Below are 15,180 nucleotides of genomic sequence, written 5' to 3'. Positions count from 1 at the left end.
AGTCTAGGAAATCTATTGCTTACTGCTGCGGTTATCAGGCACTCACAGCTTGCCTTGCATTCAGCAAATACTCATGGCATCGGCTTATTTTGAGTGAATACCTGACTATCATAGCTTTAATAAAAAATATGTCAAATTTCAATAATTTATTTTTAATTTAACTCGCAGTTCTCGGCTGTGTTAAATCATTCAAAGCGCATTGCCTAAGTGCCGGCTCAGCATTTGGCCTCCGCCGGGCTTGCCGCGCGCCGTATTGCCAAGCAGCATTCTGCGCTGCGGGCAGATAAATGCCTGCGGAAAAAATAGGCGTTGAAAGCAAGACATGCTGAATGCATCCGCCGATTTGACTATACTCACAGCTTCAAATGAAACTCAACGAAAGGATGCTTCAGTGAGCCAGCACGATACCGGTTTAGAGTTAAGCGACGAAGAAATGCATCTCTACAGCCGCCAGATCCTGCTGGACGGCTGGGATTTAGACGCGCAGGAAAGGCTGAAACTCGCTAATGTGCTGATTGTCGGCTGCGGCGGCATCGGCTGCGCGGCTGCCGAATTGCTGGCGCGCGCTGGCGTTGGAAAAATCACGCTCATTGATGCGGACAGCATTGAAATCAGCAATCTGCAGCGCCAGATTGCCTTTCGCCAGTCCGATCTGGGCTTTTATAAATCTGAAGTTCTAGCCAAGCGCCTGCAGCAGATTAATCCGCATATTCAGGTCAGCAGCATCGCGGCTAAACTGGATGAATCCAACGCCGCGCAGCTGATTGCCGGACAGGATCTGGTGCTGGATGGCTGTGACAATTTCAGCACCCGCTATCTGGTCAATCAGGTGTGCAGGCAGCGGGCTGTGCCGCTGATCAGCGCTTCCGCGATTGGCTTTCAAGGCCAGCTTTTTATGGCGGACAGCGATGGCGCCTGCTATGAATGCCTGTTTCCGAAAGAGCAGCATGCCAATGAAAGCCTGCGCTGCGCAGACTCGGGCGTGCTGGCGACCACGCCAAATGTCATGGCCAGCCTGCAGGCGCATCATGCCTTGCTGTATTTGGGCCTAAACCTGACGCCGCTCAAGCAGAAGCTGTTGCTGTGGGATGGCCTGAGCATGAAGCAGCGAATTCTGGGCTTTGGCCCTGATGAAAATTGTCCAGTTTGTCAGGCAAGATAATCCTGCAAAAACTTTAAATTTTGCTAAACTCACTAGAATCTATTTTTCCTCAGACATTATGAAAAACAATATTGTGTTAGATGGTCTGCGTTCTGTTGCCCGCATGGGGGAAACAGCAGTGGTGGCAGCCAAAGCGGGCATTAAGTACGCGACAGAAAAACCCGGCAATGCCAAGCTGATGCGTGAAACTTTTGAATCTTTGGGTTCTACCTATATTAAATTGGGGCAGTTTATTGCCAGCACGCCGTCATTATTTCCGCGTGAATACGTTGAGGAATTCCAAGGCTGCCTGGATCAGACACCGTCACTGCCGTTCAGTTATGTGCAGCAGGTGCTGGCCTCTGAATTTGCCGGCCGCGATTTATCGCAGATTTTCGCTTCCATTGATGAAACGCCGCTGGCCTCTGCCTCTATTGCGCAGGTGCATGCAGCCAAATTAGTCACTGGCGAAAATGTGGTGATTAAAGTGCAGAAGCCGGGTGTGGAAACCATTCTGTACACAGATTTGAATGTGCTGCACTGGGCCGCCAAGCTGCTGGAAAAGGCTGTGCCGAAAGTGAAGTTTGCATCGCTGGCGGATATTATTGATGAAATTAAAACACGCATGGTGCGCGAAGTGGATTTCATTGAAGAAGCGCAGAATCTGGATGATTTTATCAATTATCTGAATGTGACGAAGAACAGGGCAGCCACAGCGCCGAAAGTTTATCACCAGTTTTCTACGCGCCGCGTGCTGACCATGGAGCGCTTATACGGCGTGCCGCTGACAGATTTTGATGTAGTGAAAAAAGTTGCCAAAGATCCGTCACAGGTGCTGGTGACCGCCATGAACACATGGTTCGGCAGCTTAATGATGTGCAATAGCTTCCATGCAGACCTGCATGCCGGCAACCTGATGCTGCTGGAAGATGGCCGTGTCGGCTTTATTGATTTCGGCATTGTCGGCCAGTTGAACCCGGAAGTCTGGACCGCCTGCATTGCCTTTATGGATGCGCTGCAGAAAACTGATTATGCGCTGATGGCGGAAAACATGCTGAAAATGGGCATGACCGACAAGAAAATTGACACCAAAGTACTGGCAGCGGACTTGGAGCGCCTGTTCAGCGGCGTGCTGCTGGCCGACCCGCAGGAGTTGATGACCTCGAACCCGGCGGATTTAAACGACATCATGATGGATATGGTCGGCGTAGGCGAGCGCCACGGCATCCGTTTCCCGCGTGATTTTGCCTTGCTGTTCAAGCAAATGCTGTATTTTGACCGCTTTATGCGCATCCTTGCGCCGTATACCGATATTTATGCCGACCAGCGCCTGCAAATGGTTCATACCATGGACCCGAATCTGCTGCTGAAGAATTAATTTAAATCCCCCTAAGTTCTAATGCTGATCAGTTAAGCGTAATTTCATTATTACTTATTGATAAATCTCCCCTAACCCCTCTTTGAAAAAGAGGGGAACACCCTAGAATTCAATACCATATTGAATTTCGAAATGCTCCCTCCTTTGAAAAAGGAGGGTTGGGGAGGATTAACAATGCTTAACCGATTGGCATTACCCCTAAGTCCCCCTTATCAAAGGGGGATTTTTCAAATTAGAGTGAGCACATGGACGCCATTATTATTGAAGGCCTGAAAGTTGATACAGTCGTGGGCTGTTTCAATTGGGAGCGTCAGATTATTCAGCCCCTCATGCTGGATATTACGATTCAGACCAGCCTGGAGCAGGCGTCAAATTCAGACCGGCTGGAAGATACGCTGAACTATGCGGAAATTTGTGAAATTTCCGCGCAAGTGATTCAAAAAGCCCAGCCGGAATTGATTGAACACGCCGCCAAACTGGTGCTTGAAGCACTTTTTACTACCTATGCATCGGTGGAATCCATTATGATTACCATCCGTAAGCCTGCCATTATCGCGCAAGCAAATTCTGTAGGAATTCGTCTTGAACGCCACCGAAACGATTTTCGCCCTAGCGCTGGCGAGTAATTTCAATCCTGAACAGCATTTCCGCAGCGCCCTGCAGCAGATTTCAGCGCTGGGCGCTGCTGAATTTTCCAAGATTTATGTGATTCCGTGCCGTGACGGCATAGGCGCAGATTACTGGAATTCCGCCTGTTTGCTGACCAGCCATTTGGCGCTTGAAGAAATGACCGCTTTGCTGAAAAAAATGGAAGCGGATTCCGGCCGGATCCGTCCATCGCACCAGATTTCTTTAGATGCAGACCTGATCGCATGGGGTAAGCATCTGGATCAAATGCAGTTTAATCCGCAGAAAATGCCTTTGGCCTTGGATGTCAAAATTCCAATGCTGGATCTGTGGGCGCATGCGTTTTTTCAGCACGTTGCGCACCAATTTCCAGCAATTGAGCTTTCAGCCTGTTCAGCGTTAGAATGAAACAGCTGGCGGCCGCCGCTGTCAAAAATACAACTGCAGAGTTTGAGATGAAATATAAATATTTAAGCGCTTTATGCTTAGCCATTGCTTTGAACGGATGCACAGCTTTGAGCAAACAGCCGGCGCAAAGCCTGAATCAGCAAGGTCCGAGCAAGGCTGCTGAACAGCTGCAGCAGGCTGTGCATAGCTATACCCAAGATCAGGCCACATACCTCAAGGCCTTTGATGACCTGAACGGTGACGGCGTGGATGATGCTGTGGTTTTGCTGCAGGGGCCTGACTGGTGCGGTTCCGGCGGCTGCACAATGCTGATTTTCCGGGGTCTGGATCAGCAGGAATTTCAGCTGGTCAATAAAGTGACCGTTGCCGGTCCTCAAATTTATGTGCTGTCGGCAACCAGCCAGGGCTGGAAAAATCTGGCCGTGTACAGCAAAGGCAACGGTACAGTGGTTTTAAAATTTAACGGGCAGGCCTATCCTAGCAATCCGTCCCTGCTGCCGAAAGAAACTGCAAAATTTGCGCCTGAGTCATTCAAGCTGCTGATTGGCCAAGACTAAAAAGCTGGAAACTTAAGCCGCTGCCGCTGCGCCACTGCTCCTGGTTGAGTCAGTTGAGTAAAATGAACTTTGGATGCAGGCGGGTTAGCCTGCAAAAGCTGCATCATAGGCGGCGGTGCCTTGCGGTATGTCAGCGCTGTCGGTTAAAGGCTTAATCAGGAAATATTCTGCCGGCACGCCGGGCAAAGCTAAATGCGGATGCGCCTGAAAGCCGAAGCGCTGATAGTATTCCGGCTCACCCAGAAGCACGGCGCCTGCAGCCTTGCGCGCTGTTAAAATCTCCAAGCCTGCATGAATCAGCTGTGAGCCAATGCCTTGATTCTGCATGGATGGCAGGACCGAAACCGGGCCAAGCCCATACCACTGCGATGGCTGGCCGTTAATGCTGATGGGGGAAAAGGCGATATGGCCCGCAATCTGATTTTGATCTTCAGCAACCAGCGCCAGGCTCATGGCGTTATTTTGACGCAGGCGTGCCACAATTAAATGTTCTGTGGGCAGGGCGCCAGGCGCATGGTGCGGATGGTTTAAAAAGGCTGCGTAAATCAGCTTTTCAATAGCAGGGTAATCCTGTGCTGTTTCAGGGCGGATCTTCATAGGTTTATCAATCTCTTAGCATATGTAATGTCAGTTACTTAAGAAGCTGACAGGCTTTTTCTTTTTAAAACTTGCGATATTGTTTGATACGCGGAAGCGTCATCCGCAACCTATCAGGCTTTTGAAATGGACTATTTTTGCAACAAAATTATTTAAGTGCAGAAAGTGAACAGGTTTCGCGGATGACAAATGCTTTTGGTTCTTTTGGCGAAACAAAAGAACAAAACGAGCTCCAAAAATTCGATTTAAAACGGTAAGACTCCGCCGTGAATAGTCCAAAAGGTTAAGACGTTTACAGCGAAACTCCTTAACTGATCAGCATTGCTGGGTATATGGGGTGATTCATCAGCATAAAATAAAGCCTGCTGAAAAGCAGGCTTAGATTTAAGCAAATATGAAAACGCTTAAATGTAATAGCTGGTTTTGGTCATCAGCTTGGAAATAGCCGTCATGGTAATCTTTACCGCGGCCGGCAAATCTACGCCGCCGGCATTTAAAGCCGTGTCGCGGTGATGCAGCTCATCTTCATTCATCTGCACCAGAATCTTGCGTGAACGCTCATCCTGCTGCGGCAATTGGCTGATGTGATGCTGCAGATGCATGCTGACTTGGCGCTCTGTTTCCGCCACAAAGCCAAGGCTGTATTTGTCGCCGGCAATCCCGGCAATCGCGCCCATGCCAAAAGAAAGGCCGTACCAGACAGGGTTCAGCAGGCTGGTATGGCTGTCCAGCTCTTTCAAGCGGTCTTCGCACCAGGCCAGGTGGTCCTGTTCTTCAATGGCTGCCTGTTCCATCTCGCGGCGCACGTTCGGCAGCTTGGCGGTCAGCGCCTGGCCGTGGTACAGCGCCTGCGCGCAGACTTCGCCGCTGTGATTGACCCGCATCAGCCCCGCAACATGGCGCGCTTCGCTCACCGCAAGCTTGGCATCGGCCTGAACGCCTGGATTTTCTCTATGGGCTGCAGTCGAACCGGGAACTAAGCTGCGCAAAGCCTGATCAAAAGAATGAATCAGCTTGTCGACACCAGTATATTGACGCATGAAATTAACCCTCCAGTGAGTCTTGCGCAGTTTTAAGCATCGGCTTTAAGCGCCGCAGCAGCCAAATGCTAAAAATGGCGCTCAGCACTGCCGTAATGCAGAACAGTATTTTAATATCAATCTTCAGAATGCTTAAGATGATAATCGAGAATATAGCAGAGGATACCATGAAAACGGCATTTAAAATGTTGTTGGCGGCCACCACGCGGGCGCGGTGCGAGCGCGGAGAATAGGCCTGCATCATGGCGTACAGCGGGACAATATAAAAACCGCCGCTGATGCCCAGCAGGGTCACTGCAAGCATCACATGGTAATAGCTCCAGCCGCCGTGAAAAATCTCAGACAGGCCCAGCAAAGGGCCGCTGCGTTCAGGTACAAAAGACAGACTGGCGGCTAAATACAGCGCAAACAGCGTCAGCCCGACAGCGCCCAGCGGCACCATTTTAATATTCACGGCCGAACCGCCGATTCTGCGGCACAGCAGCGAGCCGGCGCCAATCCCGACCGAAAATAAAGTCAGTAGCAGGCTGACTACGTTTTCAGACGCATGCAGATTCTGCTGGGTCAGCTGCGGAATTTGGGTCAGATAAGTGGCGCCATAGAACCAGTACCAGGAGTTGCCCAAAAGAATTAAAAAAATCACCGGCAGGCTTTTGGCATATTTTAGGGTTTGCAGGCTGGTGCGGAAAAAGTTCCAGTCGACCTGAATCTGCGGCGAGGTCACTTCCTGCTGAAGAATAAAGCGGCTGGATAAATAGCCTAAGCAAGCAATCGCTAGCACGGCTATGCTGATCCACAGCAAATTGCCCTGAGATGCCGAAATCACCGCACCGCCCAAGATCATGCCGATCAGAATGGCCATGGACGTGCCAGACTGGAACAGGGCATTGCCGGACATCAATTCATTCGGCTTTAAAATTTCAGGCAAAATGGCGTACTTAATCGGGCCAAAGAAGGTGGAATGCGTGCCCATTAAAAACAGCGCCAGCAGCAGCAGCCACAGATTTCCCAGCAGGAAGCCGGCCGAGCCGATCAGCATAATCAGAATTTCAGCAATCTTAAGCAGGCGCACCAGCTGCGAGCGCTCATATTTATCCGCCAGCTGTCCGGCCGTCGCAGAAAAAATAAAGTAGGGCAGAATGAACAGCAAAGCGGCTAAATTATTTAAGGTGCTGATTTCAGCGGCCTGCTGCTGAATCCATCCGTAGGTAATGACCAGAAGCAGGGCCTGCTTGTAAACATTGTCATTCAATGCCCCGAAAAACTGGGTTAAAAACATGGGCAGAAAACGGCGGGTAGCTAGAAGATGTTCGCTGTTCTTCATATGATTAGTGCTGCATTAAGTTTTATTAAGAAATGTGATTGTTTGGTAAAATCTCTAAAAAAATCATGTAAGATACTTTGAGCCTAGGGGATGGTGAAAGCCCGGCGGACTGGAATTTTACAGCCGGCATTCTTTGGCTGACAGCCCCTAACGTAATGAATTTGTTTAGAGTTTGCTATGCCCGCAAAAATAAATTTTAAAAAGACCGCGCTTTACCTGAGTATGAGTCATATCGTACACCGGCATCATAGCAATAAACGCCTATGGATGAGCATCTTTTTAACGCTTCTGGCGCAGCAGGGCATGGCGCAGGAAGCGGCTGGAACCCAGGCTCAGCCTGCAGGCGCAGCGCTGGCGGAAATGGCGGAAGAACTGCAGCGCGGCGATGCCATGCAGGAACTGCAGGCGCCAGCGGCGGCGCCAAGCGTGCAGGCCATGCCTGTGCCTGAGCAAGGCCCGGACAGCATGCAGATGCTGCAGCAGCAAGAAAATGCCGCCGCGCCGATTGAAGCCTTCAAGCCGATTGAATTTGAAGAGCTGGATGATTTGCCCATAGCGCCGATTGACCAGCACATGGCCAATGAAATCCTGCAGGTGGCGGAAGAAGCCAAGCGCGAAGCGCAGAATTACCGCGCGAATCAACATGCTGAAAATGCGGTTGCGGATATTACCCAGCAGGAATTGGCGCAAATTAATCAGGCGCCGGTCAATGTCGATCAGCTGATGCAAAGCATCCGTGCGGACAGTGAAATTTCCATTTCAAGCAACCCCGCTGCCGGCCCGCAGGATGATCCTTTCGCCGCCGTGCTGCCGCTCAGCGATAAAGAGCCGGGCTTCCTGACGCGCCTGTGGTACAAAGTGCGCCCGCCGCGCGAATTGAACACCGCAAAAGTGCCCCGCATCAGCGCGGATGTGGTGATCCGGGCCAGTGAAAATAGCAGTGAGGCGTCCGGCAAAGCCTATGCGGCGGCCGTGGAAGACTTAAAAGCCAATATTAAAGGCAAGCTGTCCAGCTTTACTGTAGAGTCCTTCAGCGACTTTCCTTCGGCGCTGCCGCAGCTCAGAACGCTGTCCAATCAGGCGGCTCAGGCGGTCGGCTTTTATAATGCTGAATTCAAGTTTGAAAAAGTCAGCAATAACCGCGTCAAGGTTGCAGTCACGCCCAATACGCCTGTGCTGATTAAAGCGCATAATGTCGAGTTCAGCGGCAGCGGCGCCAATGAAGCGCAGTTCCAGGTGATCAGCGTCCTGCCGGATCAGGATGTGGGAGATATTCTGCATCATGGGGACTATGAAACCACCAAAGCCCGGATTGCCGATGCAGCCTCAAATAACGGCTATTTTGATTCCTACTGGCGCCTGCATGACGTTAAAGTCGCGCAGCCGCAGAATACCGCCGACATTAACCTGCGCTATGAAACCGGCGAGCGCTATAAGCTGGGCAAGGTTGAATTCCGCATGAGCAATCCGGATGCGCCGTTCCCGCTGGATATGGACATTCTAGAAAGCTTGGTGACATGGGATGATGGCGCAGATTATACCTTCTGGCGGGTTAATGGCCTGGCCAACAACTTAACCAACTCACGCTATTTCAACTACACGCTGGTTGACGCGGTGCGCCCGGATCCTATTGAGCATCCTTTAGAGCTGCCGCCGGATATTCAGGCGCTGGTTGATCAGAATCAGCTGGAAGAAAGCGCAGTTGCCGTGCAGGACAAAAAAGCGGTTGCTTCCAATAAGGAAGTTTCGCAGAGCCTGGTGAATGAAGCGCAGTTTGCCGGCGTCAGTGAGCGCGAAAAAAATGGCCGCTTGCGCGCAATGCAGAGCCAGCAGGAGCAGAAAGAGCAGGAACAGGACCGCTTGAAAGCGCAGGCGCGCGAAGAGAAAAAAGTGCCGGTGATTGTGACCCTGAATGCAGATAAGCTGAACAGCGCTGAAATCGGCGCAGGTTTCGGCACAGACACCGGACCGCGCCTGCGCGGCCAGTACCGCCGCGCGATTGTCAACAGCCGAGGGCATTCTTTTGACGCCAACATGGAAGTTTCAACTATCCGCCAGGCGATAGACGGGCGCTACAACATGCCGTACAAGCATCCGCTGAATGACTACATCAGCCTGGTGGGCGGCTATGAGCGCGAAGAGCGCAAAGATGTCGGTCAGGATGTGAGCCTGATGATTGAATCGGCCGTTGCTGGGGCGGACCGCGTGATTAAAAATCCGCGCGGCACCTGGCAGCAGACCTTTGGCCTGCGCTACCGCCTGGACCGCATTACGCAAAGCGGCATTATGGATGCAAGCAAAATTCCGGATGCATTTTTGGTCAACGCCAACAGCGAGCAGGAATCCCTGCTGCTGGGCTATGAAGTATCGCGCACTGTCAGCGACAAGCGCGTGAACCCGGCTAAAGGCTTTAAGCAGACCTACAAGGTTGAGCTGGGTTCCGAAAAATTGCTCTCCGATGCGGATATGGCGATCTTGAGCGCAGGCTGGCGCTTTATTTACTCCCTTGGCGAAAATGACAACCATCAGTTTGTCGGGCGCAGCGACCTCGGCTATATTGTGACGGAAGATTTTGCCAAAGTGCCGTATAACCTGCGCTATTTTACCGGCGGCGACCAGACCATCCGCGGTTTTGACTATAAAAGCCTGGCGGCTGAAGAAAACGGCTTTAAAGTCGGCGGCCAGGCTTTGGCTGTCGGATCACTGGAATACAATTACCAGTTTCAGGAAGGCTGGCGCGCTGCGGTATTCAGCGACGTCGGCAACGCCTATGACAAGGCGTTCAATACTGAAACGGCCTACAGCGCCGGTTTGGGCCTGCGCTGGGCATCGCCGATCGGCCCAATCCGCGTGGATGTTGCGGCCGGCCTTTCAGATGAAAATCATCCAATCCGCATCCATTTCTTTATTGGCTCGCAACTCTAATTTTCAGGTGACTTAAGACCATTATGGCTGAACAAGAACAGCAGCAGGATCAGACTCCGGACAATACGCCAGACGCGCTGCCGAAAAAGCGCGGTATTTTGCGCAGTGTGCTTTTTTCACTGCTGTTTATCGTGCTGCTGCTGGCCGCTGCTTTAGCTGTAATGTTTTCGACCGATAAAGGCAGCAAGTTTCTGCTCGACCGCGTGCTGGAACGCCAGCAGATTATCCGCTATGAATATGAAGGCGGCAATTTGTGGCGCGGCATTATCCTGCGCAATGTTCTGGTCAGCTTAAAGCCTGTGGATGTGAAAATTGACCGGGCTGATGTTCAGCTGGGCTGGCGCGCCATTGTCAATAAGGAAATTCATCTGCGCCGCGCAGATGTGCGCAACCTGCAGATCATCACCAAGACTCCGCCCAGCGATGAGCCTTTTAAATTCGGTGAAATCCGCCTGCCGTTTGTGCTGCGGGTAGACAGCGCGGATGTTGACCGCCTGCTGATCAAAATCCATGTGGCCGATGTTAATTTTAATGATATTCATTTAAATGAAGCGCTGTGGTCTGGCACTGCGCTGAAATTTGAAGATTCACGCATGGATATGGGTTACCTGAACGTGCGCAATGCCACGGGCAGCATGAAATTTGAAGGCAAGTATCCGCTCAATGCGACAGCTGTGCTCAATCTGCCGGCCCTGCATGACAGCCTGAATGTCCGCGATATTCAGGTCGCGGCGCGCGGCACATTGGATACCATTGAAGCCGGCGTGGCCGCCAATACCCCGGACTTGCTGACAGGCTGGGCTGTGGTGCATCCAATGCGCCCGCATGTGCCGATGCTGGGCGCGCTGAAGTTTAAGAATTACCATTTGCCTCTGCTCACCGAGCAAAAGCTGTTCATTAAGGATGGTGTGGGCAGGTTTAATGGCGATATTAACCGCTTGAATTTAAATGTCATTACAGATTTGACGGGCGAAAAAATTCCTAAAGGCCAGTACAATGCAGTGATGCATACCGATCTGGTTCATCAACTGACAATAGACAGCCTGAATGGCCAGCTGATGAAAGGCGCGGTGAATCTGGCCGGCGCAGTCAGCTGGAAAGACCATGTCACTTGGGATATGCAAGGCCGCCTAGACAAGCTGAACCCGAAAGACAAATTGATTCCGCAGGAAGCGCAGGACTTTCTGCCGCCAAGCCTGGATGCAAAAATCGCGTCTAAAGGTACTTTGGAAAAAGGCCTGCATTTAACCGCATTGGTTGCTTTTGACCGCTATGAAACCTGGAATCTCAAGCTCGATCAGGCTCCGGAAAAGAACAAAAAAGCCCAGCCGCTGCAGCTGGATGTATCCTGGAAAAATATTAACCGCGCTGTTCCGTACATTGGCTGGCTGGCCAGCGCATCAGGCAATGCCAAACTGGCATTGGCTGAAGGGCAGCAGAATATTCAGGCGGCCGCGTCTGTCGCGCGCCATGACAAGGGACTGCTGCCGGCAGGCCAGTATCAGGCGCAGCTGCATGTAAAAGGCAATCAGCTGAATGTGCCGAGCTTCAGCTACATGGCGGAAAAAGGCCTGCTGAAAGGCAGCGCCGCGGTGCAGCTGCCGGACAAAAAGCGCCAGCTGAAATGGAACGCCACTTTAAATGCTCAGGACTTCAATCCGCAGACCATTGCCGCTGAAGCGCCGGTTGACCGCCTGAATGGCTCAGTGAAAGCCAGCGGCTACGCCAAGCCGGATCAGCAGATTATTCATTTAGATGCGGTGGATTTGACCGGACGTTTGGCGCAGCAGAATGAAACAGTGCGTTTGACCGGAAAAAGCACGGCCGCGCTGATGTTCCATAATGAAAAAGCTGGCGGCGGCTTCAAAAGTTTTGCAGTGAATTACGACGGCAGCCTGAATGCCAGCCAAGTGGCGGCCAGCAAAGGCCTGCTCAGCTTTAAGGTTTCAGGCACGCCGGAGCTGATTAAAATCGCCGAGCTGAAGCATGACGGCGTGGCAGGGAAAATTTTAGCCAGCGGCATGCTGAATCTGAAAAACGGCATCGGCTGGGATGTCAATGCATCACTGGTGCGCTTTAAGCCGCATTATTTCGCTTCCAGCCTGCGCGGTGAACTGTCGGGCAATGTCAAAACGCAGGGCCTGTGGTCAGATGCGCTGAAGCGCGTGCAGATTCAGCGCCTGAATTTGGCCGGAACGCTTAACGGCAAGCCGGTGCGCGGCAAAGGCAATTTGGCCTTGGTGATTGATTCAAATCAAAACGGCTTTATGCCACAGCAGTTTGAAGCCAATGATTTATTCCTCGCCTATGCCAGCAACCAGATTCAGGCCAGCGGCAATGCGCAGAATCTGCGCCTGAAAGTCAATGCGCCGGCGCTGTATGAAATTTACCCCGGCCTGCGCGGCCGCGCCTACGGCTATTTGAATATGCAGGTGCAGCCGCGCCTGCAGGCCTCTGCAAATCTGGCGGTAGATAATTTCGGCTTTAACAACTTATTCAGCATTAAGAAAATGCGGGTGCAGGGCCAGCTGCCGACATCGCAAACAGCGCCAACCTTGCTGGTGGCGCGCATGGAGAACCTGCGCAGCGGCACGCGTCAAATCCTGAAGGGCGAAATTTCCCTGGCGGGAACCCGCAGCGCGCATATTTTAAAAGTGGATGCCGAAAATAAGCTGACCAAGTTTAAAGTGCAGCTGGCGGGCGGATTCAACGCGCAGAACAATTGGCTGGGCCAGATTCAGAAAGGCGATTTTGACTCGCTGCGCACGCGCTTAGTGCAGCGCCAGAATGCCTCGGTGATCTATACAGCCGCGCAGTCTGACCTGTTTATCGGCGCGCATTGCTGGATGAGCCAGCAAAGCGAACTGTGTTTTGATCAGCCGATCCGCGTCAGTCCGGACCGCGGCCATGTTTCTTTCATTACCCGCAATGTGGACTTGAATGATTTCGCTGCGTTCATGCCGGAAGGCTTGGCGATTACCGGCAAAGTCAACGGCTATGCCAAGGCGTCCTGGGCCAAAGGCGCGCGCCCGAAAATTGACGCGCGCCTGCTGACCCGCGACGGCGTGGTGGGCTTGGCTGCTGAAGATCCGCAATACCTTGGCTCCACCATGAAATATGATGAAGTCAGCCTGATTGCGAAAAGTGTCGCCGATGGCCTGCAGATCCGCTTGGACACCAAAGCGCCGGATATCGGCACGGGCTATGCCAATGTCATTATCGACCCGTATAAAGACAGCATGCCGATGCGCGGTGAAATCGCATTTAACCAGATACAGCTGAAAGTCCTGAAGCCGTTTATTCAGGATGTGCGCTCAATGGGCGGCACCTTGTCCTATGCGGGCAAAATCAGCGGCACGCTGACCGATCCGCTGATGGAAGGTGAAGTCCGGGTGAAAGACGGCTCAATCAGCATGATTTCCTTGCCGGTGAATTTAACCAATATCCAGCTGTATTCTTCGGTCCGTCAGGACAGCGCCAGCATTAACGGCGCATTCAACAGTGGCCAAGGCGCCGGCAAGCTGACCGGCTCGGTTGACTGGAAAGATGAGCCGCGCGTGCAGCTGCATCTGAAAGCGAAAGACCTGCTGATCCGCCAGGCGCCTTTGATCACTGCAGTAGTGACGCCGGACTTGAAGCTTGATCTGCTGCCGTTTAAAAAGCGCCTGGCGCTGACCGGCTCGGTTGATGTGCCTAAGGCGCTTATTTCCATGCCGGAACCGTCTGCGCCGGTTGTGAATGTTTCATCAGACGTGCGCATTGTGCATGAGGGTGATAACCAGCTGGAAATTTTAAGGTCTGCGCGTCCGTGGGATATCCGCGCAGATATTGCTTTGAGTCTGGGCAAGCAGGTGATCTTCCAAGGCTTTGACAGCCGCATTCCGCTCATTGGGCGCTTGAATCTGTCGCAGCGCGGCCTGGAAACCGCCATGCGCGCCAACGGCGCCATTGGTGTGCCGCAGCGCGTCAAGGTTGAAGCCTATGGGCAAAGTCTGGATCTGAACCGCGCCATTGCCCGCTTTAATGGGCCGCTGTCCAACCCGACTTTGGACATTGACGCCAATAAGTCTGTGCAAGGCAGCACGGTCGGTTTCCGCGTAACTGGCACTGCATCCGGGCCGAATATTCAGATTTATAATGATGCCGGCCTGTCTGAGCAGGAAGCATTGAATGCATTGATTACCGGACGCATCAACGAAGGCAGCAGCGCTTTAAGCCAGACTGAAGGCTTTAAGTCGGACGTGAACAATACCATTGCGGCCGCCGGCATCAGCATGGGCTTAGGCGGCACACGCGCTTTAACCAACCAGATTGGCCGCACTTTTGGCCTGAGCGGGCTGGCGCTGGATGCGCAAGGCACCGGGGATGACACGCAGGTTTCCGTAACCGGCTATATTACCCCGGACCTGTTTATCCGCTATGGCGTAGGCGTATTTACGCCGGTCAATAAATTGACGCTGCGCTATCAGATGAATCAGCGCCTGTATCTGGAAGCCAGCCAGTCTTTAGAGCGCGCAATCGACTTGTTCTACAATTGGCGCTTCTAGCGGAAGCATGCTTTTACCCGTGCATGATATTCCTGAGAGGCGCAGTTTCTCAGGAATATCACGCGCTGCAGGGAAGCGGCATTTGCAAGCCGGGCGGGAACCAAGCGCGCTAAGTAATTGTCACCGCAGCTGCAATTGCAAGCTATAAGACAGATTGAGCAATTCCGTCAGAAGGGCTGAATATCTAAAAATGCTATTAAGAATCATTTGCATTTAATTTTGGTGTCAGCTATTATTGCGCTAAGAATTCAATAAAACAGTTTTTTTGCTCAGCGGATGACTCTTGGCTGGGCATTTTTTTTGCTTCTACCGCAGCCGGCGGATTTTAATTTTTGCAAAGCGCGCTAATTTCTTGCCGTAACTTATGGTTTAGTCATATTTCTGAAAGAATTCATTTGTATAGTAAGTGCTAATTAAAAATAGCAAATACACTATAAAGTTTTAAGCGTAATAAACCTGTTTAATTTGGGAGAGTTAAACAGGTTTTTTTTATGGGCGCAGGCTTTGCTTAATTACTCCGCAGCTGCGCATTTTAATTTCTGCATGCAGTTCTGCTTTATTTAATGCAGCCAAATTTATATCCAGCTGTGCAAAGCGCAAATATCCTGCAGAGTTTTTTTAAGAATGGCTGTTAAA

Annotated in this window: 10 protein-coding genes; 7 read left to right on the top strand and 3 right to left on the bottom strand. The window is 51.8% G+C overall.

Annotated elements, in window-relative coordinates; genetic code table 11:
- Positions 1-433: 433 nt before the first annotated feature.
- The 5 genes from BEN74_RS03230 (at position 434) to BEN74_RS03210 (ending at position 4,111) form a co-directional block, all read left to right on the top strand.
- A complete protein-coding gene (locus BEN74_RS03230) occupies positions 434-1,162 on the top strand; it encodes a HesA/MoeB/ThiF family protein (RefSeq protein WP_228200414.1) in 729 nt (242 codons plus the stop codon).
- A 58-nt stretch (positions 1,163-1,220) separates the two neighbouring features.
- Positions 1,221-2,519, top strand: coding sequence for an ABC1 kinase family protein (locus BEN74_RS03225; RefSeq protein WP_068912590.1), 1,299 nt, complete (start codon positions 1,221-1,223; stop codon positions 2,517-2,519).
- Between the two features lie 245 nt (positions 2,520-2,764).
- Positions 2,765-3,145 (top strand): dihydroneopterin aldolase, encoded by a 381-nt coding sequence (folB, locus tag BEN74_RS03220; protein WP_068912543.1) that lies wholly within the window; start codon positions 2,765-2,767, stop codon positions 3,143-3,145.
- Positions 3,102-3,554, top strand: a complete 453-nt coding sequence (locus tag BEN74_RS03215; RefSeq protein ID WP_068912546.1) for a 2-amino-4-hydroxy-6-hydroxymethyldihydropteridine diphosphokinase — start codon at positions 3,102-3,104, stop codon at positions 3,552-3,554. The genes folB and BEN74_RS03215 overlap by 44 nt, the downstream gene beginning before the upstream one ends.
- 107 nt (positions 3,555-3,661) lie before the next feature.
- The gene (locus tag BEN74_RS03210) at positions 3,662-4,111 is read left to right on the top strand and encodes a hypothetical protein (protein ID WP_228200386.1); all 450 of its coding nucleotides are present in this window, start codon (positions 3,662-3,664) and stop codon (positions 4,109-4,111) included.
- A gap of 84 nt (positions 4,112-4,195) precedes the next feature.
- Here BEN74_RS03210 and BEN74_RS03205 read toward each other — a convergent pair whose 3' ends face one another.
- The 3 genes from BEN74_RS03205 to BEN74_RS03195 all read right to left on the bottom strand — a co-directional run bounded on the left by BEN74_RS03205 (position 4,196) and on the right by BEN74_RS03195 (position 7,072).
- Positions 4,196-4,708, bottom strand: coding sequence for a GNAT family N-acetyltransferase (locus BEN74_RS03205; RefSeq protein WP_068912548.1), 513 nt, complete (start codon positions 4,706-4,708; stop codon positions 4,196-4,198).
- Positions 4,709-5,112: 404 nt separating this feature from the next.
- The gene (coq7, locus tag BEN74_RS03200; RefSeq protein ID WP_068912551.1) at positions 5,113-5,748 is read right to left on the bottom strand and encodes a 2-polyprenyl-3-methyl-6-methoxy-1,4-benzoquinone monooxygenase; all 636 of its coding nucleotides are present in this window, start codon (positions 5,746-5,748) and stop codon (positions 5,113-5,115) included.
- Between the two features lie 4 nt (positions 5,749-5,752).
- Positions 5,753-7,072 (bottom strand): MFS transporter, encoded by a 1,320-nt coding sequence (locus BEN74_RS03195; protein WP_068912553.1) that lies wholly within the window; start codon positions 7,070-7,072, stop codon positions 5,753-5,755.
- A 177-nt stretch (positions 7,073-7,249) separates the two neighbouring features.
- Here BEN74_RS03195 and BEN74_RS03190 point away from each other — a divergent pair, with 177 nt between their 5' ends.
- On the top strand, positions 7,250-9,997 hold the full coding sequence (locus BEN74_RS03190; protein ID WP_068912556.1) for an autotransporter assembly complex protein TamA: 2,748 nt from the start codon (positions 7,250-7,252) through the stop codon (positions 9,995-9,997).
- Positions 9,998-10,020: 23 nt separating this feature from the next.
- The gene (locus BEN74_RS03185) at positions 10,021-14,544 is read left to right on the top strand and encodes a translocation/assembly module TamB domain-containing protein (protein WP_068912558.1); all 4,524 of its coding nucleotides are present in this window, start codon (positions 10,021-10,023) and stop codon (positions 14,542-14,544) included.
- The last annotated feature ends 636 nt before the right edge of the window (positions 14,545-15,180 follow it).

This window comes from Acinetobacter sp. WCHAc010034 (assembly GCF_001696615.3).
Taxonomy (GTDB): domain Bacteria; phylum Pseudomonadota; class Gammaproteobacteria; order Pseudomonadales; family Moraxellaceae; genus Acinetobacter.
Note: the sequence above shows the minus strand (reverse complement) of the source record. Positions and strands in the feature narration are given on the sequence as shown.

Excerpts from the sequence above, each read along its gene's own strand:
- BEN74_RS03205 (WP_068912548.1), bottom strand. The coding sequence starts at position 4,708 with ATGAAGATCCGCCCTGAAACAGCACAGGATTACCCTGCTATTGAAAAG.
- BEN74_RS03225 (WP_068912590.1), top strand. The coding sequence starts at position 1,221 with ATGAAAAACAATATTGTGTTAGATGGTCTGCGTTCTGTTGCCCGCATG.
- folB (WP_068912543.1), top strand. The coding sequence starts at position 2,765 with ATGGACGCCATTATTATTGAAGGCCTGAAAGTTGATACAGTCGTGGGC.
- coq7 (WP_068912551.1), bottom strand. The coding sequence starts at position 5,748 with ATGCGTCAATATACTGGTGTCGACAAGCTGATTCATTCTTTTGATCAG.
- BEN74_RS03190 (WP_068912556.1), top strand. The coding sequence starts at position 7,250 with ATGCCCGCAAAAATAAATTTTAAAAAGACCGCGCTTTACCTGAGTATG.
- BEN74_RS03230 (WP_228200414.1), top strand. The coding sequence starts at position 434 with ATGCATCTCTACAGCCGCCAGATCCTGCTGGACGGCTGGGATTTAGAC.
- BEN74_RS03185 (WP_068912558.1), top strand. The coding sequence starts at position 10,021 with ATGGCTGAACAAGAACAGCAGCAGGATCAGACTCCGGACAATACGCCA.
- BEN74_RS03195 (WP_068912553.1), bottom strand. The coding sequence starts at position 7,072 with ATGAAGAACAGCGAACATCTTCTAGCTACCCGCCGTTTTCTGCCCATG.